Annotated in this window: 26 protein-coding genes; 10 read left to right on the top strand and 16 right to left on the bottom strand. The window is 66.0% G+C overall.

Features of this window, described 5'->3' with window-relative positions:
- From G6N42_RS27080 to G6N42_RS27040, 9 genes are all read right to left on the bottom strand, one after another.
- Positions 1-1110 (bottom strand): ABC transporter ATP-binding protein, encoded by a 1110-nt coding sequence (locus tag G6N42_RS27080; RefSeq protein ID WP_163735301.1) that lies wholly within the window; start codon positions 1108-1110, stop codon positions 1-3.
- Positions 1111-1404: 294 nt separating this feature from the next.
- Positions 1405-1932, bottom strand: a complete 528-nt coding sequence (locus G6N42_RS27075; protein WP_232076369.1) for a DUF4333 domain-containing protein — start codon at positions 1930-1932, stop codon at positions 1405-1407.
- 128 nt (positions 1933-2060) lie between these two features.
- Positions 2061-2453 (bottom strand): 50S ribosomal protein L7/L12, encoded by a 393-nt coding sequence (gene rplL, locus G6N42_RS27070; protein ID WP_163735298.1) that lies wholly within the window; start codon positions 2451-2453, stop codon positions 2061-2063.
- A 44-nt stretch (positions 2454-2497) separates the two neighbouring features.
- Positions 2498-3070: a 50S ribosomal protein L10 gene (gene rplJ / locus G6N42_RS27065; RefSeq protein WP_083124504.1), complete on the bottom strand. Its 573-nt coding sequence runs from the start codon at positions 3068-3070 to the stop codon at positions 2498-2500.
- A 324-nt stretch (positions 3071-3394) separates the two neighbouring features.
- Positions 3395-4264 (bottom strand): LLM class F420-dependent oxidoreductase, encoded by an 870-nt coding sequence (locus G6N42_RS27060; protein ID WP_163735295.1) that lies wholly within the window; start codon positions 4262-4264, stop codon positions 3395-3397.
- A gap of 60 nt (positions 4265-4324) precedes the next feature.
- Positions 4325-5236, bottom strand: coding sequence for an ROK family protein (locus G6N42_RS27055; protein ID WP_163735293.1), 912 nt, complete (start codon positions 5234-5236; stop codon positions 4325-4327).
- Positions 5236-5871, bottom strand: coding sequence for a DUF7158 domain-containing protein (locus G6N42_RS27050; RefSeq protein ID WP_434059600.1), 636 nt, complete (start codon positions 5869-5871; stop codon positions 5236-5238). The genes G6N42_RS27055 and G6N42_RS27050 overlap by 1 nt, the downstream gene beginning before the upstream one ends.
- Entirely contained in the window at positions 5778-9959 is a 4182-nt protein-coding gene (locus tag G6N42_RS27045) for a glycoside hydrolase family 38 N-terminal domain-containing protein (protein WP_163735286.1), read from the bottom strand. The genes G6N42_RS27050 and G6N42_RS27045 overlap by 94 nt, the downstream gene beginning before the upstream one ends.
- A 17-nt stretch (positions 9960-9976) precedes the next feature.
- A complete protein-coding gene (locus G6N42_RS27040) occupies positions 9977-10744 on the bottom strand; it encodes an endonuclease/exonuclease/phosphatase family protein (protein WP_163738387.1) in 768 nt (255 codons plus the stop codon).
- Between the two features lie 45 nt (positions 10745-10789).
- Between G6N42_RS27040 and G6N42_RS27035 the strand changes: the two genes are divergently transcribed.
- Both G6N42_RS27035 and G6N42_RS27030 read left to right on the top strand, forming a co-directional pair.
- Positions 10790-11341 (top strand): hypothetical protein, encoded by a 552-nt coding sequence (locus G6N42_RS27035; RefSeq protein WP_163735282.1) that lies wholly within the window; start codon positions 10790-10792, stop codon positions 11339-11341.
- 26 nt (positions 11342-11367) lie between these two features.
- Positions 11368-12180, top strand: coding sequence for a MerR family transcriptional regulator (locus G6N42_RS27030; protein ID WP_163735279.1), 813 nt, complete (start codon positions 11368-11370; stop codon positions 12178-12180).
- Here the strand turns inward: G6N42_RS27030 and G6N42_RS27025 are convergent.
- The 3 genes from G6N42_RS27025 to G6N42_RS27015 are packed head-to-tail and all read right to left on the bottom strand — an operon-like array spanning position 12127 to position 14374.
- Positions 12127-13023 carry an SDR family NAD(P)-dependent oxidoreductase gene (locus G6N42_RS27025; RefSeq protein ID WP_163735278.1) on the bottom strand — a complete coding sequence of 299 codons (897 nt, stop codon included), beginning with the start codon at positions 13021-13023 and terminating at the stop codon, positions 12127-12129. The two genes, G6N42_RS27030 and G6N42_RS27025, sit on opposite strands and share 54 nt — an antisense overlap.
- A complete protein-coding gene (locus G6N42_RS27020; RefSeq protein ID WP_232076368.1) occupies positions 13023-13385 on the bottom strand; it encodes a nuclear transport factor 2-like protein in 363 nt (120 codons plus the stop codon). Before G6N42_RS27020 ends, G6N42_RS27025 begins: the two co-directional genes overlap by 1 nt.
- Positions 13382-14374 carry a helix-turn-helix transcriptional regulator gene (locus G6N42_RS27015; protein WP_163735276.1) on the bottom strand — a complete coding sequence of 331 codons (993 nt, stop codon included), beginning with the start codon at positions 14372-14374 and terminating at the stop codon, positions 13382-13384. Before G6N42_RS27015 ends, G6N42_RS27020 begins: the two co-directional genes overlap by 4 nt.
- 62 nt (positions 14375-14436) lie before the next feature.
- Here G6N42_RS27015 and G6N42_RS27010 point away from each other — a divergent pair, with 62 nt between their 5' ends.
- The 3 genes from G6N42_RS27010 to G6N42_RS27000 are packed head-to-tail and all read left to right on the top strand — an operon-like array spanning position 14437 to position 16508.
- Entirely contained in the window at positions 14437-14973 is a 537-nt protein-coding gene (locus tag G6N42_RS27010) for a DinB family protein (protein ID WP_174262177.1), read from the top strand.
- A 2-nt stretch (positions 14974-14975) separates the two neighbouring features.
- Positions 14976-15584 (top strand): DinB family protein, encoded by a 609-nt coding sequence (locus G6N42_RS27005; RefSeq protein WP_163735273.1) that lies wholly within the window; start codon positions 14976-14978, stop codon positions 15582-15584.
- Positions 15585-15593: 9 nt separating this feature from the next.
- Complete coding sequence (locus G6N42_RS27000; protein ID WP_163735270.1) at positions 15594-16508, top strand: alpha/beta fold hydrolase; 915 nt, start codon at positions 15594-15596, stop codon at positions 16506-16508.
- Here G6N42_RS27000 and G6N42_RS26995 read toward each other — a convergent pair.
- From G6N42_RS26995 to G6N42_RS26985, 3 genes are all read right to left on the bottom strand, one after another.
- The gene (locus G6N42_RS26995) at positions 16499-16801 is read right to left on the bottom strand and encodes a hypothetical protein (RefSeq protein WP_163738377.1); all 303 of its coding nucleotides are present in this window, start codon (positions 16799-16801) and stop codon (positions 16499-16501) included. The two genes, G6N42_RS27000 and G6N42_RS26995, sit on opposite strands and share 10 nt — an antisense overlap.
- A 353-nt stretch (positions 16802-17154) precedes the next feature.
- Entirely contained in the window at positions 17155-17544 is a 390-nt protein-coding gene (locus G6N42_RS26990) for a DUF6319 family protein (protein WP_197905590.1), read from the bottom strand.
- Between the two features lie 87 nt (positions 17545-17631).
- Positions 17632-18228: a TetR/AcrR family transcriptional regulator gene (locus G6N42_RS26985; protein WP_163735263.1), complete on the bottom strand. Its 597-nt coding sequence runs from the start codon at positions 18226-18228 to the stop codon at positions 17632-17634.
- A gap of 97 nt (positions 18229-18325) precedes the next feature.
- Between G6N42_RS26985 and G6N42_RS26980 the strand changes: the two genes are divergently transcribed.
- A complete protein-coding gene (locus G6N42_RS26980) occupies positions 18326-19315 on the top strand; it encodes an oxygenase MpaB family protein (protein WP_163738375.1) in 990 nt (329 codons plus the stop codon).
- Here the strand turns inward: G6N42_RS26980 and G6N42_RS26975 are convergent.
- Complete coding sequence (locus G6N42_RS26975) at positions 19308-20606, bottom strand: MFS transporter (RefSeq protein WP_163735260.1); 1299 nt, start codon at positions 20604-20606, stop codon at positions 19308-19310. The two genes, G6N42_RS26980 and G6N42_RS26975, sit on opposite strands and share 8 nt — an antisense overlap.
- Before the next feature lie 170 nt (positions 20607-20776).
- Between G6N42_RS26975 and G6N42_RS26970 the strand changes: the two genes are divergently transcribed.
- The 4 genes from G6N42_RS26970 to G6N42_RS26955 all read left to right on the top strand — a co-directional run bounded on the left by G6N42_RS26970 (position 20777) and on the right by G6N42_RS26955 (position 25080).
- The gene (locus tag G6N42_RS26970) at positions 20777-22123 is read left to right on the top strand and encodes an ABC1 kinase family protein (protein ID WP_163735257.1); all 1347 of its coding nucleotides are present in this window, start codon (positions 20777-20779) and stop codon (positions 22121-22123) included.
- Between the two features lie 89 nt (positions 22124-22212).
- Entirely contained in the window at positions 22213-23055 is an 843-nt protein-coding gene (locus G6N42_RS26965) for an alpha/beta fold hydrolase (RefSeq protein ID WP_434059633.1), read from the top strand.
- A 156-nt stretch (positions 23056-23211) separates the two neighbouring features.
- Positions 23212-24093, top strand: a complete 882-nt coding sequence (locus tag G6N42_RS26960) for a cyclopropane mycolic acid synthase family methyltransferase (RefSeq protein ID WP_163738372.1) — start codon at positions 23212-23214, stop codon at positions 24091-24093.
- 87 nt (positions 24094-24180) lie between these two features.
- Entirely contained in the window at positions 24181-25080 is a 900-nt protein-coding gene (locus G6N42_RS26955; RefSeq protein WP_163735252.1) for a cyclopropane mycolic acid synthase family methyltransferase, read from the top strand.
- Positions 25081-25179 lie beyond the last annotated feature (99 nt).

Below are 25179 nucleotides of genomic sequence, written 5' to 3'. Positions count from 1 at the left end.
CTACCTCTCGACGGTCCTGGTCTCCACCGTCGGGCTGTCGACGGTCGGGATGACGCCCGTCGGAGCGTCGTCATCATGGCGACCCCGCGGCGAGGCTTCCTGAGTCGCGAACTCGTGCGCCTGGTACTTGTGGGTGCCTTCGAGATCGTCGCGGATGGCCTCCTGCGCCGCCGGTGGCAGCGTGTGCAGGATTTCGCGGACGCGGGCCTGGCGACGGGCCACGGCCTGACGTTCCGGCATACCCGGGGTCGCTTGGATCTGCGGCGGCACACCCTCGATCTCCTCGACGCCACCGTCGTGGTGGCCGGCGTCGAACATGGCCTGCTCCTCGGCCATCGTGGACTCGTCCTTCTCCTCCGACATACCGATCGGTCCGATACGTCGACCGTTGAGGAACTGACGGACCACCGGCTCGTCGCTGGTCAGCAAGACCTCGCGCGGACCAAACATCACCAGCTTCTTGCGGAAGAGCATGCCCATGTTGTCCGGCACGGTCCGCGCGATGTTGATGTTGTGCGTCACGATCAGGATCGTGCAGTCGATCTGCGCGTTGATGTCGATGAGCAGCTGGGACAGGTACGCGGTACGAACGGGGTCCAGACCGGAGTCCGGCTCGTCGCAGAGGATGATCTGCGGGTCGAGCACCAGCGAGCGCGCCAGGCCGGCACGCTTGCGCATACCACCGGAGATCTCACCGGGGAACTTGTTCTCGTCACCGCCCAGACCGACGAGGTCGAGCTTCTCCATGACGATGTTGCGGATTTCGCTTTCCTTCTTCTTGGTGTGCTCACGCAAGGGGAAAGCGGTGTTGTCGTACAGGCTCATCGAGCCGAAGAGGGCACCGTCCTGGAACATGACACCGAACAGGGTGCGGATCTCGTAGAGCTCCTTGGCCGTGCACTCGATGATGTTCGTGCCGTCGACGATGATCTTGCCGCGCTCGGGTCGCAGCAGCCCGATCAGCGACTTCAGGAACACCGACTTGCCGGTACCGGACGGGCCCAGCAGAACGCTGACCTCGCCTGCCGGAACCTCTAGCGTGACGTCTTCCCAGATTCGCTGGGGCCCGAAGGACTTGGTAAGCCCCTCGACCTGAATTCCAATGCCCACGCGGGGATCCTTCCGCCAATGTCGCAGGCCACAGGGCTCCCGCCTGTGGCTTGAGTCACTGTAGCGTACGCCGTTAGCGAGCACTGGCGATGTGTCACGTCCGATACCGCGGATGCTCCCGATTGGAATTAACTTGCACGTCAAACTGGGTGCGGCCGGGGGGCGCGACGGACCCCTCCGAAGGCGCGGGCAACCATCTTCGCGACGTTTGCGGAATCGGTGTCATCTTGCTTGTTTCCTGGCGCGGCGTGGCGATGGCGAATAGCTCGGCGCCGGGTCGAGGGAGTCACCCGCCTAGTCGATGATCCGCCAGTTGTCCTTGCCGATTTCGACTGCCGTCACTTCGACGGTCTTTTCGACGGAATTCTCGTCGACCGCCGTACAGGTGAAACTGTCGCCGATGGGGACGATTTTGACACCGCTACCGCATCGCACCGTGACCGGGAAGCCCATCTTCGATTCGATGTCCTCGCCAAGCAGCCGCCCTGTGCGAGCCATGTCGTAGACCACGTCCAGCGTGGTGAAGTCGACGTTTCCGTCGTCGTCGGCCACCTTGACCTCGACCCGGACCGGTTCGCCTTCCACTTCTGCGGTGCAGATGAAGGTGTCACCCTTCTCGGGGTCCGGCTGGTCTCGTGGGCATGTCACTTTCGGAGCATTCGGAGTGATCTCCGAATAGGTGCCCTTGAGCTCGTCGGAGATGGACTTCTCCAGCTTGTCGTAATCGGGACCGCCGGCGGAAAAAGAGAAATTGCACGCCGTCAGGAACAACATCGGTGCTGCGATGGCGGCAACTGCGACACGTGGCACGGCGACAATCACGAATTCACGATAGGCGTAACTGACGCGTGCGACAGGCGTACGACCGGGTTCGCGCACGTGTCCGGCAACTCCACATACGACAAACCGCCCGGGATCGTGCTGATCCCGGGCGGCTCGTACGGTTCGAACTACTTGACGGTGACCGTCGCGCCGGCAGCCTCGAGCTTGGTCTTGGCTTCCTCGGCGGCCTCCTTGGCGACCTTCTCGAGCAGCGGCTTGGGAGCGCTGTCGACGAGGTCCTTGGCCTCCTTGAGGCCCAGGCCCGAGACGATCTCGCGGACGACCTTGATGACGCCGATCTTCTTGTCGCCGGCACCCTCGAGGATGACGTCGAACTCCGACTGCTCCTCGGCGGCCTCGGCCGGTGCACCACCGGCGGCGGGGCCGGCAGCCGCGACGGCGACCGGAGCGGCGGCGGTGACCTCGAAGGTCTCCTCGAACTTCTTGACGAACTCAGAGAGCTCGAGCAGCGTCAGTTCCTTGAACGCGTCGAGCAGGTCGTCGGTGGACAGCTTGGCCATGATGGTCCCTTTCTTACTTACCTAGGTACTGGATTGGTGGTGGGTTATTCAGCGGCGTCGTCGGACGCTGCCGGGCTTTCGGATGGCGCCTCGGCGGGCGCCTCGGCGGCCTTCTTCTCTTGCAGCGCCGCGAACAACCGGGCTGCCTGCGACTGCTGTGCGGTGAACAGGCCAGCGGCCTTGGACAGATTCGCCTTCATCGCGCCGGCCAGCTTGGCCAGCAGAACCTCGCGCGATTCCAGGTCGGCGATCTTCTCGACCTCGGAAACGCTCAGGGCGCGGCCGTCCATGTAGCCGCCCTTGATCACGAGCGCCTTGTTGTCCTTGGCGAACTTCTTGATCGCCTTGGCAGCGTCGACGGCTTCACCCTTGACGAACGCGATCGCGGTGGGTCCGACGAAAAGCTCGTCGAGGCCCTCGATGCCCGCTTCCGCCGCGGCACGCTTGACCAGCGTGTTCTTGGCGACTGTGTAGGTAGCGGATTCACCGAGCGAACGGCGCAGGTCTTTGAGGTTGGCAACCGTCAGCCCGCGGTACTCGGTGACGAGCGTCGCCGTCGAGTCCTTGAACTGCTCAGCGATGTCGGCAACCGCGGTGGCCTTTTCAGCCTTGGCCATGCATGCCTCCTCGTAGATGGGGACCGCAGCAGCCGAGAAGGAATCATGTCCGGAAATGACGAACGCCCCGACGCAGACAGGTCGGGGCGCACAGAAACTGCACTAGCCTCGTCCTCCTGCGTGGGCCGCCGGGCAAAGCCGGACCTTCAACCGATTTCTCGGTGACCAACGGTCTTCGGTAGAACGCCGCCAAGAATAGCCGACAACCCGCCGATCAGCCAAAACGGCCCGCAGCCCCGCCGCGCGGCCAACCCCTTCCGGCGAGCGCCCGTGTCTGCACAGCGACACGCCGCATTCTGCGTACATTTTGCGGTCGCTCACCGGCTACGAGCGCGCAGCAGTCACCTCGGCGAGGGCCGCCAGAGTGGCCAGGTGGTCGTCGACGGTCGCCAGGCCATGGCCCATCGTGCTGACGGCCACGTGGGTCGCGCCGGCATCGGCCCATGCGGCCAGTTCGGCAGCCACCGCGTCCGGCTCGATCGAGCTCCTCACCTGACCTTGCAGCCCCAGCGCAGCGGGATCGCGTCCCGCGGCGACCGCCGCGTCGCGAACCGCTGCGCGGGCCTTGTCGAGCTGTGGCCCCGGACCCGTCATCGGGAACCAACCGTCGGCCAAGCGCCCGATCCGGTCGTAGCCCCTCGCCGACGCGGCGCCGATCCATACGGGGATCGGCCGCTGCACCGGAAGCGGTGACAAGCCGGCACCGGTGACCGTGTCGAATCTGCCCTCGAACGTGACGCTGCGTTCGGTCCACAGCCGTCGCATGAGTTCAATCTGCTCCTCCGAGCGCGCACCGCGGACGCTGAAGTCCTCACCCAGTGCGTCGTATTCGACGGCGTTCCAACCGATTCCGACACCGAGTCGAAACCTGCCCTGCGACAGCAGGTCGACTTCGGCGGCCTGCTTGGCGACCAGTGCGGTCTGGCGCTGCGGGAGAATGATGACGCCGGTGACGAATTCGAGAGTTGTCGTGGCCGCCGCGAGGTATCCGAACATCACGAACGGCTCGTGGAATGTGGTGTCGACGTCGTAGTACCCGCTCCACCCTTTGTGCACGGCCGGGTCGGCCCCTAAGACGTGGTCGTAGGCGAGCAGATGGTCGTACCCCAGCGCTTCGACTCCCTGCCCGAACGCGCGCACCGCACCGACGTCGCCGCCCAGCTCGGTTTGGGGGAACACCACTCCGATACGCATCTGCACACCTTCCCACGCAAATCTCACGAATCCGGCGCGCAAACCGACCGCGGTGGTGCGTCAGCGCGCCGAAATCACCAGCGCCGCGGCGCCGACCAGTCCGGCGTCGCCGCCGAGTTCGGCGGGCACCACGCGCAGATCGCGGATGAAGTCCAGTCCTGCGTAGGTGTCGAGCGCCGCGCGCAACGGGTCGAACAGCAGTGCGCCCGCTTTGGCGACGCCACCGCCGATGACGACGAGGTCGAGGTCGCAGACCGCGCCGACGGACGCGATCATCGCGGCAACGGCCGTCGCACCCCGGGTGAACGCTTGCAACGCCACCGCATCGCCCGCGGCCGCGGCGTCGGCCAGTTCCTTGGCGTCGGCGTCGACGGGCGCATTCCACCCCTGCTCCCTGGCCCACTGCGCCATCCGTGGGCCGCCGGCGATCGTCTCGACGCACCCGCGACCGCCGCACGCGCACGGTCGACCTTCGGGGTCGACGACGACATGGCCGACGTGTCCGGCGTTGCCGGTGCGACCGTCGTAGGGCGCGCCGTCGAGTACCAACCCGCCGCCGACACCGGTGGACACCACCATGCCGAGCAAGAACTCGGCGTCGCGGCCCGCGCCGCGCCAGCGTTCCCCCATCGCCATGCACAGTCCGTCGCCGCCCAGCCGCACGGGTGCGTCGACCATCCCGGCCACCCGGTCGACGATCGGAAAGTGTTGCCACTCGGTGATGTTGATCGGACTGACGGTGCCGGCGGGCACATCGATCGGGCCGGCGGACGCGATGCCGACGCCACCCACCGCGCCGCCGGCCGTCGACAGTGACTCGGCGACAAGCGATTCCACCACTGCCCAGATCGCCTCGGCATCGCCGTCGGGCGTCGGGCGCTTCGCCTGGTGGACCAGAGTGCCGTCGTCGTCGACCAGTCCGGCGGCGATCTTCGTTCCGCCGATGTCGATTGCGAGTATCGGTTGGGCCATCAGTGCCGGTGGGTGTTGTCGGGCTGGCGGGGATCACCAGGATGTTCGTAGCCGGGCGCCAACTCGACGAGTTCGGCGCACCGGGCATCCAGCCACAGCCGGAACGCGCGACGCCGAGCCACCGCGCGCAGGTGTTCGGCGACGTGTGCGGTGTCGGGGAAACGTGACGGGTTCCGCGCGTCATATGCCGCGACGGCCTCGTCGGTCACGTCGACGGATTCGGTGACCCTCACGAAGAGCGCTCGCGCCAGCGCGTCGCCGAGGATGGCCGCTGCCACACTGCCGATCTCGAGTCGCGCGGTCATGTCCGGCAGCAGATCGTCCTCGGTCGGCGCGCCGTCGGCGCCGAGCCCGCGAGCGTCGGCCTCAGCAGCAACCACGCGTTCGGTCACGAGAAGCTGTGTCAGCCAACGTCTTAGCTGCCGTCCCTCGCTGGTGCCGGGCCGCGGCAGCGCCGACGCCAAACGTGACGATCGCAGCCGCGCCTCGCGTGCGTCCACGTCGTGCACCGGCACGGGCACCCCACCGACGATCGCGGCGGTCATCGGACCGCCACCTTCACCGCCGGCGTGTACAGCAGCTGACCGGCGCCTGCGACACGGATCAGCGCCCACCATTCGCCGGGCTCCAGCCACGCCGGCGGCGTCACGTCGAAGCTGAGTTCGACCGTGCCCCGGGCCGCCAGTTCGACGCCGGTCGCGCCGGGCCCGATCCACTCCCACGTTCCCCATGGGCTGATCAGGTGCGCTTCGACGGCGAGGTCTGCGTATGCGTCGGTGGCGACGCCGACGGTCAGCGTGGCGCGTTCGCCGGCCTTGATGTCGACGGGCTGCGGGTCGGCCACGATCCGCAGCAGTCTGTCCTCGGTCGGTGCAGCCACGGATACGACGCACACGTCCTCGACCACCTGGCGCCACGACGGTGGCATCGCGACATGGTTGCCGGTCAGTGCGAGTTCCGCCCTGATCGGATACAGGCCCGGTGGCACGGTGGGCGGCGCGCTCACGACCACATCGGTCGCGAGGTGCTCACCCGGTGGCAGCATGAACGGCAGCTCGTGTGGATCGGTTGTCCAGCCGTCCGGGCACAATAGCCGCACGTGGCCGTGCAGCACCGTGTCGCTGCAGTCGCTGGCGATCGTAAGCCGCAGCTGCCCATCGGAATTCGGCTCGACGGCGATGTGCTGCGGATGCAGGTGTGCGACGGCGGGTAGGCCGCCGAGCGGCGCCGGCCCGCGGTTGTGCAGCCAGTACCGTGCGTACAGCGGTTGCGCGGCCTCCGCATCGGGCCCCAGGACCGTGTGGTCTGCGTCCAGAACCTTTGGCAGGTTCAGCCGGGTCAGGATGGTGGCGATCTCGAATCCATGCAGGGCGAGTTGCTCCGAAGACAGCTGCTGGACCCTGGGCTGTTCGAGTAGATCGACGCGGGCGGCCGCCGAGACGCGGCGCAGGCCCGACCGCACTTCCACCTGGGTTGCCGCACCGGAGGTTTCGATCAGGCGTACCGCGACACCGTCGGTGGGATGGACGTGCCTGCCGCTGCCCGCCGCCACCGGGTTGCCCGCCGCCTTCAATGCACCGAGCTGCACGACGCCCGCCGGCTCGATCTCCAACAGCGAGCCCCACGGCGGCAAACCGCCTGCGGCGCTGGCGTTCTCGGTTACCGCCAGGGGTGGGCGGGAGAACTCCGCACTGCGGGCCGGGATCGCGGCGTCGCGCCAGTCACCGTCGCCGGAGACCACCGCGTATTCGAACGTGTGCGTCCAGTGCTGGAGCTGGAAGTTGGAGCCGTCGGGTGCGGTGCGCCGCGGCGGGTCGATCCAGGTTCCCGACGGCCAACCGGAGCACGAGCGCATCAGCGACGTGTGTAGCGTGCCGTCCGAATCTACGGCGAATCCCGGCATTCCGCGATTGAGCACCGCGACGGTACGCGCCTCGAACGGTTGCAGGCCGGCGGGCGCGTTCTGGTCGACGGCGATCTCGAAGTCCGCGAGGTCCTCGACGAGCGACTCCACGGCGACCTCGAGTTCCGATCCGGCGACGACGAGCACCGGCAGCGCCCGCACCGGTCGGAGATCCGCGCCAGGCACCCAATGGTCGGCAAGCGGCGCGGTGGCGGGCACCCAGACCCTGGCGCGGCCGTTCGCCTGCAACTGACGCTCAAGCTCTTCGCGGTAGGCCGCGTCGGCATCAGCCAAAACCGCTGCGGTGAAGGCATTCTCGTCAGGCCCGCCGAGTGCGATGCGGGCATCCGGCAGGTTGGAGTCCACGCCGAGGTCGCCGTAGCGCGGGCGGTCGGCGCCGCTGCACGTCGCGGTGACGCCCGCGCGTGCGAGCGCGACCATCAGCGGGCGCGCCAGCGGTGCCGACGCCGATTCCGTCGGGGATACGACCTCGGCCACCGATATCGCGCGCACACCGTCACCGACCCGGATCCGCACGGCAGACGACAGGCCGAACCAGCCGTACGCCGGGTTGTCCAGAGTCCACGGATGCACAGCGGCGTCGACGGCCGATTCCTCGCCCCTGTCGTGCAGCAGGCCGAACCCGCGCCCTATCACCGCATCTCCGACCTCGCTGACCGGTAGCGCACCCGGCACCGGACACGGCCAGCGCAACCGCAGCAGGCGGTCTTCACCGGTGAACTCGTCTACCGTGGTGCTGCACTCGACCCGCGCAACATCTCGCCACAACGTCAGAGTCTGCTTGTAGCGCAGCAGCACTCCGATGCGGCCGGTGACGACCAGCCGCTCACCGAGAGGGCCGCGGTAGGCCTGAACCTCGGCTCGGCCCGCCGACGAGCAGACGACGGGCCCCTTCGGCAGCAGATGCCATGGGCCTTCGCCGGCCTCGGGATGCGCGGGGTATTCGTCGTAGACCGCCAGTTCGTTGCCGACCTTCCCGGCGGCGATCAGTTCACGGTCGGAGGCGGTCTCGATTAGCGAGATCACCCCACCGCCGCGGTCGGGGTCGACACGAAGACGATAGTGGCCGTTGCCGATCTCGTTCCCGTCCAGCGGCTTCCAGTCGTCGGAGCCCAATCCCGGTGTCAGTCGGTAGGACTGCCACCCCAGCGACGGCACGTCACGCGCGAGCCAGCGGACCACCCGTCCCCCGTGTTCGACGTGGACGGGGACCTCGGCGCCGTCGGAGTCGAGCACCTGCACACCGGGGCCGACGGGCTCGTCGAACCGGGCCGTCACGATGTCACTGCGTTTGTGCGCCAACGCGTTCCAGACGACGACGCTTCCGTCTACGGCACGCGACAGCAGCGCCAGGGCGTTGTCGCGGATCGTCGTACCGAGTTCCCACGCGTCGCGCCACCCCGTCAGCAGGTCGAGGTAGACCTGATCGGATTCCGAGCCTGTGATCGCATCGTGGTGTGCGCCGTAGACGAGCTGCACCCACGCCTTGGCCAGGGTCGCCTCGGGGTACGTCGCACCGCCGAGCAGACCGGCGAACACCGCGAACTTCTCGGCGTCGAGTACCGCGTCCTCAGTCGCCCGGTTGGCCTGTTTGGTGTCGATGTACGAGACGTGGCAGCCGGTGTAGATCGGGTTCATGTCGCGCGTCTGCGGTGAGGCGTCGACCCCGCGCTCCGTGAGCTCGTCGCGCACCGCGGCGAAGAACTCGTTGGGCAACGCGCACACGAACTTCGGCCACGTGTAGCGCGCATTCCAGTCCCGGTGGATCTCGGTGACCCACTTGTTCGGCGGCGTGTAGTCGGTGCCGACGGGCAGCAGCACGTTGCGCGTGAGCGCCACCTTCTTCAGTCCCGTGAACAATTCGTACGTTGCGGCCTCAGCCTCCTCGAGCGTCGCCGCCGAATCCATCCACCACCCCGCGGCGTAGTGCGCTGGCATGTAGTGGGTGAGCAGTCCGCGCCCCGACGGAGCGATCCACTCGAACTCGCTGTTGAACTGCATGCGTTCGGGGTCGCCGCCGCCTGCCATCGGGCCCCACTGGTGGTGCGGGCCGCGCGCCCACGAGCTGGAGGTCAGCCCGGCGTCGGCGGCCATGCCCGGGAACTGGGGGTCGTGTCCGAAGGCGTCGAGCTGCCATGCGGTGGCCGGGTCGGCGCCCAGGATGTCGCGCTGAAAACCGATGCCGTGAACGAAGTTCCGGATCGTGGTTTCGGGACTGGTCAGATTCGTGTTGGGTTCGTTGTAGGTGCCACCCATGATCTCGACCCGGCCGTCGGCGATGAACCTGCGCAGGTCGGCACGCTCCTCGGGGTGGGTGTCCCAGAACGGCTTGAGGTAGTCGACCTCGGCGAGCACGAACTTGTATTCGGGTTCGCGGCGTGCCATTTCGAGATGGGCGCGTACGAGGTCGAAGCCGTTGGTCTGCCGGCAGCGCCCGGGCGGGTCTTCGGTCCACACGCTGGTATAGGCCGCCTGGGTGTTCCACCACACCGGGTCGTAGTGGAAGTGGCTGATCATGTGCATCGTCCAGCCGGGCTCGGCGACGGTGAACGCGAACCCGGTGATGCTGTCCCCCGCGATCACCCGCGCGTCGCGCTGCTCGCCGACTTTCGGATCGGTCACCACGACGGGCACCTCGCTGATGCCGTCGCCGGGACCGGCCTGCGCGCGCCCGGTCAGACCGTCGCCTTCGATGCGCACGTTCCCGCCGCCGTCGGTGTAGGCGACGCGCACCAGTTGCTGCGGCGCATGCGACGGCCCTGTGAAGAGCTCCGTCGACTCCGCGGAGATCACGTGCACCCCAGAACCCTACGGCGTCAGCGCCTCGATATGTCGATGACGAGCGCACGGTGATCCGAGATCGACAACCTCGGCGCAACGCAGCGCTCCACGCGCAACCCGTCGTCGTCGGTCAGGATGTGGTCGAGTTGTGTCTCGGGCGCGTCGGCCGGGAACGTCGGCGCTTCGCCGAGCGCACGCAGCCCGCTCAACCGCCCGGCTTTGGCCGGCGCCATGTTCAGATCGCCCATCAGCACGTGCGGGCCAGGGAAGCCGTGCAGGTCGCGCATGAGCAGGCGCAGCTGCCGCCGGTTCCAGCCGGGCACGAACGACAGGTGGGTGTTGGCGACGGTGAGCGGGCCGACGGGGGTGTCCAGCCGGGCGAGAACCGCCGCCCTGGGCTCCTCTTTGACGACCTGCACACGGTTGGGTCCCCGCAGGTACATCGGGAACTTCATCGGAATTCGCGGTAGTCGAACCACCTGCCACGCGTCGGCGGGATACCGCGACAGCAGGGCGATGCCGTAGGCGGCGGTGCCGGGTTGCTCGCCGCCCGTCGCGGCCATCCACGTCGCGCCGGGCGTACCCGCGATCGCGGCGACGAACCGATGGTTCGTCGCCTCCATGGCCATGGCGGCGACGGCGGTCAGATCGGCCATTCCGGAGCGGGGCTGGTCGAGGTCGACCTCCTGCAGGGCCAGGATGTCGGGATCGATTTCCCGGATGGCTTCGACGAGCCGGTCGCGGTGCACCAGCCCGTCGTGAACGCTGCGTCCGTGCAGGATGTTGAAGGTGGCCATCCGCATGGGTACTCCCATACCCGTAATGGTCCCCTGCCGATCAGGAGAAACGTGCCCGCACGAAATGACGACCTGCGCGACGCACTGAAGCGTGCCGCATCGGCCCTGCGCGCCCAGGGCCCGGATTTCGCGCTGGCCGGCAGCTACGCGCTGTGGGTGTTCGGTGGTCCCGAACCCGTGCACGACGTGGACTTCGTCGTCGCCGAGCTGGACACCGAGAAGGCGGCCGCCACGCTGGAGGACGCTGGATTCAACATCGAGCGAACGCCTGAGGACTGGCTGTTCAAGGCATGCGTCGGCGATGACTTCGTCATCGACGTGCTGCACCGTCTCAACGGTGTGCCTGTCGAGGCGCAGGCGATCGAGGACGCAGCGGAGCACGACGTGTTGGCGGTCAGGATGCGGGTGCTCGCGCCGACCAGCGTCGTCACCGAGAAACTCAACGCCCTCAACGAACACAATTGCGATTTCGCGGCCTTACTGCCCGGCGTGCGCGCGGTCCGCGAACAGCTCGACTGGGACCACTTGCGAATCGCGACGAAGGACAACGACTTCGCGATGGCGTTCCTGTTCCTCGCCGATCGCCTCGAGCTGACGGCTTGACGGTGGTCGAGGCTAAGTTCACTCACATGCGCTCTGGTCTGACCATCGGCGAATTCGCGACGCTGACGCGGCTGAGCGTGCGCACGTTGCGGCGCTACCACGCAGCCAAACTCCTCGAGCCGGACACCGTCGACCCGTTTACCGGTTACCGGTACTACGCGCCCGAGCAGATCCCGACCGCTCAGGTCATCCACCAGTTGCGACAGCTTGACGTGCCGCTGGCCGAGGTGGAGTCCATCCTCGCCGCCGACGATCCGCAGCGGCGAGCCGGCGTGATCGCGGGTCATCTGCAGCGCCTCGAAGCCGAGCTGGACCGCACCCAGGCGGCCGTGACTTCGTTGCGCCGGCTACTGAGTCCCGATCCCGACGAGTTCGGTATTGAATTGAGAGCCGAACCAGCACGCACTGTCGTGGCCATCAAAGATCATGTGCAGCTCGATGATTCACTCGAGTGGTACGACTCCGCGATGGCAGAGTTGGACGCGGCGTTTCCGTCGGCGGAGCGGACGGGTCCGCCCGGCGGGCATTTCGCCAACGAATTGTTCACCGAGGGCGCCGGGACGATGGCCGTCTACCGGCCGGTTCGAGCGCCCTCCCCTTCCGGCCGGATCGAGGTCGTCAAGCTGCCCGCGGCCGAGCTCGCCGTCACGGTCCACCCCGGCTCACACGACGACATCAACGTCACCTACGGCCGCCTCGGGACCTGGGTGGTCACGCACGCGCTGGCGGTGGACGGTCCCATCCACGAGGTCTACACGGTGGGGCCACGCGACACCGCCGACCCGTCACAGTGGCGCACCGAGATCGGCTGGCCGGTGTTCCGGCTCGCCCAGGCGTGACGTCCTAACGGGGAAATCAGCTCCGCGCGAGAGTGTTTCGCTCGATCGGATATCAGCCAGGTTCTGCTCGATGGCGGCGACCGCGGCGTCGAACCCGCCGCTGCCGAGAACAAGTCGTCGGGGCGGCGAGTCTTGGGTCATGGCCGCTATCACCGCGCGTGCGCCGCGTCGCGGATCGCCGGGCTGCACACCGTTCTGGTCGATGAACTCTTGACGCACCTGCTCCAACATGGGTCTGTACTCGGCGATGGTCTCGGTAATCGGCTCGTCGGCGAAGCCGGCATAGGCCCGCGTGCGAAACGCTCCCGGTTCAACCGCCATCACGCGGATGCCCTGTGGTGCAACCTCTTCCCGGAGCACCTCGGTGACGGCCTCGACGGCGAACTTGGAGGCGCTGTAGTAGCCGAACCCAGTCGCACCAAGCAGACCCGCGACCGACGATCCGTTGACGATCCAGCCGCTGCCGCGGGCTCGCATACCCGGCAGAACCGCCCGGATGACCGCGAGCATGCCGAAGAAGTTCAGGTCGAACATCGCGCGCACGGCGGCCTCGTCCATGCCCTCGATCGATCCGTACCAGCCGCGGCCGGCGTTGTTGACCAGCACGTCGATCCCGCCGAAATGCTCCTCGGCCGCGCGTATCGCCTCCTGAACCTGCCCGGCATCGGTGACGTCGAGTGGGACGACGAATGCGCGTTCCCCGTAAGCCTCTGTCCACGAACGCAATTCGTCGGGACGGCGTGCGGTGAGCACGACTTGGTCGCCGATCTCGAGCGCAGCTTCGGCGAAGGCCATGCCGAACCCGCCAGGCGTGCCACCGGTGATGAACCATGTCTTCGACATCAGGGCTCGATCACCAGTCGGCTGATCAGTGCACCGTCCGTGGTGAACCGGAAATGCAGGTCGGCGACGCCACCCGGGAAGTCACCTTCCAGGTGTTGGACGACGTCGATGCGCGCCGGATCCAGCGTGGTGGCGCCGACGAAATCGGTGGTGAAGGTGTACTCGGTTCCGGCACTGTTGAGCCAGCCGCGGATCTCGTCGATGCCGCGGTAGGTGTGGCCCTCGTCGGTCACGACCGCGTCGGCGGCGAACGTCTTGATGGCCGTGGCGGCGTCTTTGGCCTCGTGCGCGGTCAGGTAGGTCGTGATGGTCGCGGGCAATTCGTCCCACGACGTCGTCATCTGTTGTTCGTCGATTCTCATGCCTCAACGGTGGGGTCTCCCGCAGGGAGAGAGTCAAGCCCTGCGGCACGGCGCAGTCGTTGCGCGACGACATCGACCGCGCGGACCACCTCGGGCGGTTCGAGGACTTCGAAGTCGTGGCCGACGGTGGCGAAGTAGAAGATCATCCGTTCGGGGTCGTCGGCGCCGGTGGTGACGATGCAGGTGTTGGGACCGTCGGGTTCGATGGTCACCGATGCCGGTGAGAAGTGTTGCGCCAAGGCCTCTTGGGCCGCGTGGAAGCGAACCCTCGCCACATAGCGGTACGGCGAGCTGCTGATCGACTTCTGGACGTATGCCGCGGCATCAGGTGCGTCGCGGGCGGTGAACGTGCTGCCGAGCGCGCGGACGTCGGCCATGCGGTCGAGTCGCAGGCTGCGCCAGTCCTGCTTGTCGCGGTCGTAGGCCAGCAGGTACCAGCGTCTGCCGGTGGTCACCAGTTGGTACGGCTCCAGGCGTCGTTGTGTCGCATTGCCGCGAATGTCGACGTAGCCGCAGCTCACGTGCTCTCGGTCGCGGCACGCGCGCGCCAGCGTCATCAGGACGTCGGGTTCGACGGCTTCGGTGGAGGACGGCGAGGTCAGTGTGACGGTGGCGTCGTGCACCGCGGCGACCTGAGACCGCAGCCGCGACGGCATCACCTGATCGAGCTTGCTAAGCGCCCGCAGGGCGGACTCGCCGACGCCGGCGACCGTGCCGCCCGCCGCGAGCCGGAGGCATACGGCCATCGCGACGGCCTCGTCGGGATCGAGCAGCAACGGAGGCAATGCGGCGCCGGCGCCCAGCTGATAGCCCCCGCCGTGGCCCTTGCTGGCGTGCACCGGATAGCCCAGGTCGCGCAGTCGGTCGACGTCGCGGCGGACACTGCGGGTCGTCACGCCAAGTCGCTCGGCGAGTTCTTCGCCGGTCCATACCCGGCGCGACTGCAGCAACCCCAGAAGCTGCAGCACCCTGCTGGTCGTTTCCGCCATGTCGTCGACTCTGTCGTAGTTATAGGACCGGAACTGTCCTATATGTGATTCAGGGTAATCGTATGAACATGACGACGAACATGACCACGGAGTTGGCGTTCCAGCTCGACTTCCACTGGACGCAGGCACTGCGTCCGCGGTTGGAAGGGCTGACCGATGACGAGTACTTCTGGCAGCCGGTGCCGGACTGCTGGACCGTACACCCGGACGGCGGGGTGGACTTCGCGTATCCCGCACCGGAGCCGGCGCCGTTCACGACGATCGCGTGGCGGCTCGCGCACGTGATCGTCGGCGTCTTCGCCGTGCGCAATCACAGCCATTTCGGCGCGCCCGAGGCGAGCTACGAGACCTGGTCGTACGCCACTGACGCCGCGACGGCGCTTGGTCAGCTCGACGAGCAGTATCGAGTGTGGACCGAGGGTGTGCGCGGGCTGTCCGAGGATGACCTGTGGCGGCCGTGTGGTCCGGCGGAGGGGCCGTACGCCGACTATCCGATGGCCACGCTTATTCTGCACATCAACCGCGAGGTCATCCACCACGGCGCCGAAATTGCTTGTATCCGAGATCTTTACGTCCACACCACCACGAAGGGAAAGTAGCGATGCCAGGAATGCCTCCACCTGCTGCCGACGAGCGACAGACGTTGATCGAGTTCCTGCGGTTCAACCAAAACGCGTTCGTCTCGGCGGCCTACGGCTTGACCGACGAGCAGGCGCGATCGACGCCGTCTGTCAGCGCGCTGTCGGTCGGAGGACTGATCAAGCACGCCACCAACGTCCAGAAGGGTTGGGTGGGACGAGCGTCCGCGGCGCCGGACATGCCACCGCGCGACGATCGCCCGATGGAAGAGATCATGGCGGAGTATGCCGATCAGTACGTGATGCGCGACGACGAAACTCTTGCCGACCTCCTCAGCGAGCTGGCCAGGCAAAACGCCGAGACGTTACGCGTCTTCGCCGAAGCCGACCTCGATGCACCGGTTCCCGTCCCGCATGACGTGCCGTGGTTTCCGCACGACATCGACAACTGGTCGGTGCGCTGGGTGGCCATGCATCTCATCGAGGAGCTGGCACGCCACGCCGGGCACGCCGACATCATTCGCGAAAGCATCGACAAGGCAACGATGTACGAGCTGATGGCTGCCAACGAGGGATGGCCGGAGACCGACTTCATCAAGCGGTGGAGGCCGCGCCAGGACGCCGCGACCTAGTCTCGAGGGATGCACACGCGCAGTGGGACGGCGGTCTGCGGGGAAGTCGAGCTCTATTACGAGGATCTCGGCGACTCCGCGGCTCCGCCTGTTCTGCTGATCATGGGAGTGGGCGCGCAGCTGCCGATGTGGCCGGACGGCTTTTGCGAGCAGTTGGTCAGGCGCGGCTATCGGGTCATCCGGTACGACCACCGCGACATCGGGTTGTCCACCAAGATGACCGGCCACCGCGCCGCGGGATCGGTGTATCGGCGCGTGGCGCGTTATGCGGTCGGTCGGGGTAGTGCGGTCCCGTACACGCTGGTCGATATGGCCGACGACGCGAAGGCGCTGCTGGACTTTCTGCAGATCGAGCGCGCTCACGTGGTCGGTGCGTCGATGGGCGGGATGATCGCGCAGGTGCTCGCGGGCAATCACCCCGACCGGGTGGGCTCGCTGGGCATCGTCATGTCGAGTTCGGGCAGGGCGTTCTCGGCGCTGCCGCGGTGGCGGGTCATCAAGCTGGCGTTTGGCGGACCGGGCAAGGACGCGCCGTGGGAGGACAGGCTGGCGTCGGAGGTACGCAACATCTCGATCATCAACGGCCCGAATTTCCTTCCGCCCGTTGAACAGCTGCGGCGACGGGTCGAGGATCTGCGGGCGCGCAGCGATTACCCGCAGGGCATGTTGCGGCAGTTCGACGCGATTCTGGGCACGGGGAGCTTGATTCGGTACACGCGCAGCATCGTGGCGCCGACGGTGGTGATCCACGGCTCGGAAGATCCGATGGTGCGGCCACGCAACGGGCGCAATCTGGCGCGCATCATCGACGGTGCTCGCTATGTTGTCGTCGACGGCATGGGACACGATCTGCCCGAGCCGGTTTGGCGTCCGGTCGCCGAGGCGTTGACGGAGAACTTCGCGGCCGCGGCGCATCAGGAATAGTCGGGTGCGTCGGTCCAGAAGGAGTCGTTGTCACGACCCATGCTTCGATCGGCGTCGTCACGGAGCGTGGCGGCTCGTTTGTGGATGTGGTGCTCGGTGGAGCGCGGCATCAGCCCGGGTCCGTAGACGCCGCGCCGGAGGCGACGGACCCGGCCGCGGCGCATTTCCCATCGCAGGGCATCTGACACGGATTTCGATGCCCGTCCAGGGACCGCAAAGCCCTGGTACTCGAGAAGCTCGATCATCTCGAAGATCGACGCCGGACCGTGTATGTCGAGATTTACTGTGAGCATGTAGCGAAGCTCGATGCCCTGCAGCACCTTTCGACGTCGCGAATACTCAGCACCCACGAGACGACGATGGCAGTCGATTCGGACGTCTGGGACGTTGCGGCGGGGACACAGACATCGCCTGTGGATCGACTTCTCATTGGGGATACCGCTGCTCCGGGGTTTCCCAGCCTTCCGGTCTTCCGGTCTTCCGGTCTTCCGGTCTCCCGGACCAATATGCCTGTGTGCCAACCTCACAGCGACTTTGTCGCTCAACTACTACCGACACCAACAAGTTCAGCGACTCTGTCGCTCAGAGCTTGGCACCACAACATACTCCCCCAGAGGGACCTCACTCCAGCTCCCCCGGAGCGACTTCACTCCAGCTCGGCGAGGGCCTTGCGTGCCGCTTCCAGTTCGGCTTCGAGGGCGGCGACCTTGGCAGCCTGCTGGGTGCGTGCCTCCTCGATCAGTTCGTCAATCGGTGCCGACAGATCCTCGTGCAATTCCCTCGCGGCGCGTGAGACGGCTGCGGCCGCGACCGCGAGATTCCGCGCTCGATAGGTGGTCCCCTGCTTCAGTTCGGCCCGCCATTCTCCATCGGCAGTACCGGTAACCGTCAACGTCAGCTCCAGCGTCTTCGGCTTCTTCGCAGCTGACTTCTTGGCGGGGGCCTTCTTCGGCTTCTCCTCGACGGCCTCTTCGACGACGGGCTCTTCGACGACGGACTTTTCAGCGACGACCTCTTCGACGACGGGCGGAACCACCGGCGCCGGCGTGTCGAAGTTGGTGGACTGCGCTTCGGGTGCCAAGGTATCTAGGGACATGGCCCTATTAGAACATATGTTCGACGCTCAGCGCAGGACCGTCTGCACCGCGTACTCGACCACCGAGTCGAGATCATCGCCTAAGTTCCCGGCAAGCCACTGCTGAGCAAGCTCGGCCATCGCGCCGGTGTACAACGCCGCCCCTACTTGCGCCGCAACGGGATCCGAGCCCGGATTCAACCGCCAACCCTCGGTCAGCACACCCTCGCGCAGCAGATCCTGGGTCGCCGTCCGGCGCGCGGCGAGCACCGGATTGGCGCGCGCGTCGGTGAACAGAATCCGTCCGCGTCGCGGGTCGGCCGAGCTGAACCCGAGCACCGCGGCGATCCCCGCCCGCGTCCGGTCCCGAAGGGAATCGCCCGACCCTGCGATCGCCGCCTCCACTTCCACCCCGAGCTGCGCACTGACCTGGTCGTAGACCGCGCCAAGCAAATCGTCAGTGTCCGCGAAACTCTCGTAGAAATAGCGGGTGTTCAGCCCGCACTCGCGACACACCGAACGCACGGCAATCGCAGCCTCACCCCCGTCGCCGAACAGACGGAATGCCGCGTCGATCAACTGCGCTCGGCGTTCAGCGCGCCGGTCGGTCAGCGGCACGCCGGCCCATCGGGTCGGACTGGACACCAACACAGGGTAGGCCCGAACCCGCCAACTCTGGTCACATCCGTGTCCAAATAGTATTCTGGCTACAGCTGTGACCAGAACTTCGAAGGGAACCACCGTGTACCTGCCGCACCAAATGGTCGGGCAGTTCGTCAACCAGCGCTTCGACGAGGGCGTACGCAAGCACTTCTTCCGCGGCATGGAGTTCGCCGCACCCGTCGCCGACCCCGGTTGGTTCGGACCCGGCAGCGCCGTCTGGCACGTGCATTCACACATGCACGCGCTCATCTTCGGCCTGCAGTGCGCGGCTTACCTCGAGCGACTGGACCCGTCGATCTATTGGATGGGCATGCACCATTCGCGACTGGTCAAGCGCGACGAGAACGGAACGGCCGTGCCCGAGATCGATCCCAAGGGCGCCTCGGTGCGACTCGGCCATTCCGTGGCGTTCTTCATCGGGACGGCATACGGCTCAAGCGAGACCGCCGAGCGACTCGCGAAATCGGTGCGCTCGATGCACCACACCATCAAGGGCACCCGACCCGACGGTGCCACCTACGACGCCGACGATCCCGAATGGCTGCGCTGGAACTATGCGACAGTCGTCTGGGGCCTGGCCACCGCGCACGAGCTGTATCACCCAAACCCGCTGCGCGGTAAAGAGATCGACGACTATTATGGCGAGTTCGTCCGCGTCGGGCATGCACTCGGCGGCACGGACCTGCCCACCACCAAGGCCGACACCCTGGAGTGCCTGAAGTCCTATCTGCCCCGGCTTGCGGTCACCCACGGCATGGCGATGTCCACCGGGTCCAACCTCCCGATGCCGCACAGTGCGATCGATTGGGCCATCCGCGACACCATGCCGAGGTGGGCCAAGCAACTGATCGCGCATCGCGATCCCAACATCGTCGAACGCACGGCCAGGCGCGCCGTCGTGTGGAGCATCATCAACGGCCTGCATGTCGCGGCCGGCCCGGCACCGGAATTCCGGCAGGCCCAGGCGAGGGTCAGATCCGGGACGACGGTGAAGCACACGCTGCCGGAATACACGCTCGGCGACGATCCGGTGCTATCCCGCAAAGAGGTGGAGCTCAGCTTCAATTAAGGCGCTGCAGCGCAACACCTTTCGTTTCGGGCAGCAGTACCGTGCAAATCAGGCTGACAGCCACCACCGTCGCCAGCATGACACCGACCGATGCCACGCCGTAGCTCGCCATCAACGGCGCGGCCGCGATCGTCGGCACGGCACCGCCGACCAGTCCCGCGAGGTTGAGCGACAACCCGGCACCGCTGTAGCGGTAACGCGTCGCGAAGATCTCCGGAATGAACGCCGCCATCGGGCCATATGCGCACCCTGCGACCGCGAAGGTGCCTGCGATCGCGACGGCGAACCAGAGCGTGCTTCCAGTGTTCAGTAGCGGGAGGACGACGAACGACCATGGCACGCCGACGGCGAACGCGGCCATGATCACACGACGCCTGCCGAACGCGTCGCACAGCACCGCGCTCACCGTGTTGCACACCAGCGCGACCACACCGCCGAGCAGGCTGACCGTCAGAACCAGGGTCAGCGAAAAACCCACGTGAGTATGGGCGTAACTCATCAGGAATGTATTGCCCATGAAGCCCAGCGCAAAGAATCCGATCATGGCTCCCGCCGCGAGCAGCACCTCTCGACGCTGATGGCTGAACAGATCGACCAACGGAGTGCGGCCGGTGACACCCTGCCGGAGTTCGGCGAACACCGGCGTCTCTGCGACGTTGAGCCGCACGTACATGGCAATGACGATCAACACGGCGCTGAACAAGAACGGAACTCGCCAGCCCCACTCCAGGAAAGCGCGACTCGTCTCACCGATCGTCTGATTCACCAAAAGGAACATCAGGCTGCTCATCACGAGCCCGCTGCCGACACCCATCTGGGTGAACATTCCGTAGCGGCCCCGTTCCTCCGCCGGTGCGTACTCCGCGGACAACAGCGCCGCGCCCGCCCACTCGCCGCCGACCGCGAACCCCTGCACGAGCCGCAGCGTCAGCAGAATCAGCGGGGCGGCCAGGCAGATTGTCGCGGTGCCGGGCACCAGGCCGACGGCCAGCGTGGACAGCCCCATGATCAGCAGAGTGGCGATCAGGGTCGACTTGCGCCCCAGCCGGTCGCCGAAGTGGCCGAAGAACGCGGCACCGATAGGGCGGGACAGGAACGCCGCGGCGAAGGTGGCCATCGAGGCGACCGTCGCCATAGTCGTGCCGAGGTGCGGGAAGAACACCTTGGGAAACACCAGGGCGGCAGCGGTGCCGTAGATGTAGAAGTCGTAGTACTCGATGGCCGACCCGACATAGCTGGCCAGCGCGACCCGCTTGATCGATGTGCCCGGCGTGGTAGCCAAAGTTGCCATTTGCGCTCCTCAGACGGTTCGAGTCCGAAGCTACGGACGGCTGAGGCCCGTGGCGCGCTTGTGTGCACAAGTCGTCTAACACTCGATGTGCCGGTTTTGCGCATTGTGCTCACGTGTGACCCGATCCACACGTTTTCGCGGCTCATCGCCGATTTTGAGACACTGCCCCTATGAGTACCTCGAAACCCCGCGAGGTGGCGAAGCTGGACCGCGTACCGCTGCCGGTTGAGGCAGCCCGCGTCGGAGTGACCGGCTGGCAGATCACCCGCACAGGCGCGCGAGTCCTCAGCACGCTCACCGGCAAGGGCTCGCTGCAGCAGAAGATCATCCAACAGGTTCCGAAAGCGTTCGCCGACCTCGGGCCCACCTACGTCAAGTTCGGTCAGATCATCGCCTCGAGCCCGGGCGCATTCGGCGAGCAACTGAGCCGTGAGTTCCGCAGCCTGCTCGACGCCGTCCCGCCCGCCGACGAAGACGAAGTGCACAAGCTGTTCCGGGAGGAGCTCGGCGACGAGCCCACCAACCTGTTCGCGAAGTTCGACGAGAAACCGTTCGCGTCGGCCTCGATCGCCCAGGTGCACTATGCGACGTTGCACAGCGGCGAAGAAGTCGTCGTCAAGATCCAGCGACCCGGCATCCGTCGTCGCGTCGCCGCCGACCTGCAGATCCTCAAACGTGGTGCGCGTCTTGTGGAGTTCGCCAAGCTCGGGCAGCGGCTGTCAGCTCAGGACGTCGTCGCCGACTTCGCCGACAATCTCGCCGAGGAGCTGGATTTCCGGCTCGAGGCGCAGTCGATGGACGCATGGGTGTCGCACATGCACGCCTCCCCACTGGGCAAGAACATCCGTGTGCCGCAGGTCTATTGGGATCTGACGAGCGCGCGGGTGCTCACCATGGAGCGCGTCGACGGTGTCCGTATCGACGACGTCGCGGCGATTCGCAAGGCCGGTTTCGACGGCACCGAACTCGTGAAGGCGTTGCTGTTCAGCGTCTTCGAGGGCGGGCTGCGGCACGGCCTGTTCCACGGCGACCTGCACGCGGGCAACTTGTTCGTCGACCCCGACGGCAAAATCGTGTTCCTCGACTTCGGCATCATGGGCCGCATCGACCCTCGCACACGGTGGCTCCTCAGAGAGCTCGTGTACGCGCTGCTGGTGAAGAAGGACCACGCGGCAGCCGGCAAGATCGTCGTCCTGATGGGTGCGGTCGGCACCATGAAGCCCGAAGCCCAGGCCGCCAAGGATTTGGAGAAGTTCGCGACTCCGCTGACCATGTCGTCGCTGGGCGATATGAGTTATGCCGAGATCGGGAAACAACTTTCGACGCTGGCCGACGCGTACGACGTGAAGCTGCCGCGCGAACTGGTGCTGATCGGCAAGCAGTTCCTCTACGTGGAGCGCTACATGAAGCTGCTCGCACCCAAGTGGCAGATGATGACCGACCCGCAGTTGACGGGGTACTTCGCGAACTTCATGGTCGAGGTCAGCAGGGAGCACACCGAAGAAGTCGAGGCCTGAGTGCACCGACGAGCGCTTGCGCGAGGAGCAATGTGATCAGCCGCACCGGCACCGCCAGGTCCGGCGATCTGGACATCTACTACGAGGACATGGGCGACCCGAACGATCCGGCGGTGCTGCTCATCATGGGCCTCGGTGCGCAATTGGTGTTGTGGCGCACCGAGTTCTGCGAGATGCTCGTCAATCAGGGTTTGCGCGTCATCCGCTACGACAACCGCGATGTCGGGCTGTCGTCCAAGGTGACGGGGCAGCACTCCGGCGCGGCGCTGGCGCCACGAATGGTGCGGTCCTTCCTCGGGCTCAAGAGCCCGGCCGTGTACACGCTCGAGGATGTCGCCGATGACGCCGCCGCCCTGCTCGACCATTTGAAGATCGACGCGGCCCACATCGTCGGCGCATCGATGGGCGGCATGATCGCGCAAATCTTCGCCGCCCGGCACAAGGTGCGCACGAAGACGCTCGCCGTCATCTTCTCGAGCAACAACCAGCCGGTGCTGCCGCCGCCCGGTCCCAAACAACTGCTGGCCATTCTGCAGCGACCCAAGGGCACGACCCGCGAGGCGATCATCGAGAACGCGATCCGGGTCAGCCGCATCATCGGCAGTCCCGGCTATCCCGCGCCTCACGAGCGTGTCCGCGCCGAGGCGATCGAGGGATATGACCGCGCCTATTACCCGGCGGGCATCGGCCGCCAGTTCGCGGCGATCATGGGCAGCGGCAGCCTGCTGCACTACAACCGCCAGATCACCGCACCCACCGTCGTCATTCACGGCAAGGCCGACAAGCTGATGCGCCCGTCCGGCGGACGTGCGGTGGCCCGCGCGATCAATGGTGCGCGGCTGGTGCTCTTCGACGGCATGGGACACGAGTTGCCGCGCGAACTGTGGGACGACATCGTCGGTGAACTGAAGACGAATTTTTCGGCGGCGTAGCGGTTTACAGCTGTGTAAGCGGTGTGATCTTTCACTCGCAATTAGTGACCGAGAACGATCAGGTCTAGATTCGAAGCCGAGTGCTTCAGGGCTTTGCGAGCTGTCAACGGCGATGACGGTAGGGCTGCTGATATGCCCCAGAAAGGCACCGAACCGATGGCTGTTGCCCGCAAGTTAGAACCGCATTTCGACGACGTACAGGCGCATTACGACCTGTCCGACGAGTTTTTCCGCCTATGGCTGGATCCCAGCCAGACCTACAGCTGCGCCTATTTCGAGCGTGACGACATGACGCTGCAAGAAGCCCAGCTCGCCAAGATCGACCTCGCACTGGGCAAGTTGGGTCTGCAACCCGGCATGACATTGCTCGACGTCGGTTGCGGCTGGGGTTCGACCATGCTGCGCGCGCTCGAGCGCTACGACGTCAACGTGGTCGGGCTGACCTTGAGCGAGAACCAAAAGGCCCATGTGGAAAAGGTTTTCGCGAACTCGGACAGTCCACGCGAGAAGCGGGTGTTGCTGCAGGGCTGGGAGCAGTTCGACGAGCCCGTCGACCGTATTGTGAGCATCGGAGCGTTCGAGCACTTCGGGTTCGACCGCTACGACGATTTCTTCGCGATGGCCTATCGGGCCCTGCCCGACGACGGCGTGATGCTGCTCCACACCATCACCGCGTTGACGCTGCCGCAGATGGCGGATCGCAAGATTCCGCTGACCTTCGAGGTGGCGCGCTTCGTCAAATTCATTCTCACCGAGATCTTCCCCGGCGGACGGCTGCCGTCGATCGAGAAGGTCGCCGAGCACGCGACCCCGGCCGGATTCACCCTGACCCGCCGCCAGTCGCTACAGCTGCACTATGCGCGCACGCTGGACACGTGGTCGGCAGCGCTGGAGGCGCACCGGGACGACGCGATCGCTGCTCAGTCCGAGGCGGTCTACGACCGCTATATGCACTATCTAACTGGCTGCGCCAGAGGCTTTCGGATGGGCTATATCGACGTCAACCAATTCACGCTCGCCAAACAGGCGTCGAATTAGGGCCTGAACCGCGCCAAACGCTAGGGTGTACGACCAGATCACAGTGACGAATCCGTAGACGTCACCAGGAAGGCCAACTAGCGAATCATGTCTGACAACTCCACCGGCACCAAGGATATGACTCCTCACTTCGAGGACATCCAGCATCACTACGACCTGTCGGACGACTTCTTCGGCGTGTTCCAGGACCCGACGCGCAAGTACAGCTGCGCGTTCTTCACCAGCCCCAACGTGACGCTGTCCGAGGCCCAGATCGCCAACGTCGACCAGCACCTCGACGCACTGGACCTCAAGCCCGGCATGACCCTGCTCGAGGTCGGCTGCGGCTGGGGCCTGACCCTGCAGCGGGCGATGGAGAAGTACGACGTCAACGTCATCGGCCTGACCTTGTCGAAGAACCAGAAGGCCTACTGCGACCAGCTGCTGGCCAAGGTCGACAGCGAGCGCACGTTCGACGTGCGCCTGGAGGGCTGGGAGCAGTTCCACTCCCCCGTCGACCGCATCGTGTCCATCGAGGCCTTCGAGCACTTCGGCTTCGAGCGCTACGACGATTTCTTCAAGACCTGCTTCGACATCCTGCCCGATGACGGCCGGATGACCATTCAGAGCAGTGTCGGCTACCACCCGTATGACCTGGCCGAGCGCGGTAAGAAGCTGACGTTCGAGTTGGCCCGGTTCGTCAAGTTCATCATCACCGAGATCTTCCCGGGCGGCCGCCTGCCGACCACGCAGATGATGGTCGAGCACGGCGAGAAGGCCGGCTTCGTGGTTCCCGAACCGAAGTCGCTGCGCAACCACTACATCAAGACCCTCGGCATCTGGGCCGACCGCCTGGAGCGCGACAAGGAAGCGGCGATCGCCGCCACCGACGAGGAGAACTACCACCGCTACATGCGGTATCTGTTGGGCGCGCAGTACTACTTCATCGACGAAAGCATCGATGTCAGCCTGGTCACCTACCTGAAGCCGGGCGCCGCAGCCGCGTAGTCCTCAGGCCTGCCGAGTAGTCCTCGCCGCGGGTTGTCGGATCCCCGCGGCATGGTTCGTCGTCTTGGTAGAGAGTGGGACACAGGGTTCTGCTCGCAA

The organism is Mycobacterium gallinarum, assembly GCF_010726765.1.
GTDB classification, from domain to species: domain Bacteria; phylum Actinomycetota; class Actinomycetes; order Mycobacteriales; family Mycobacteriaceae; genus Mycobacterium; species Mycobacterium gallinarum.
The sequence above is the reverse complement of the archived record's forward strand: the minus strand, read 5'-3'. Positions and strand labels throughout refer to the sequence as shown.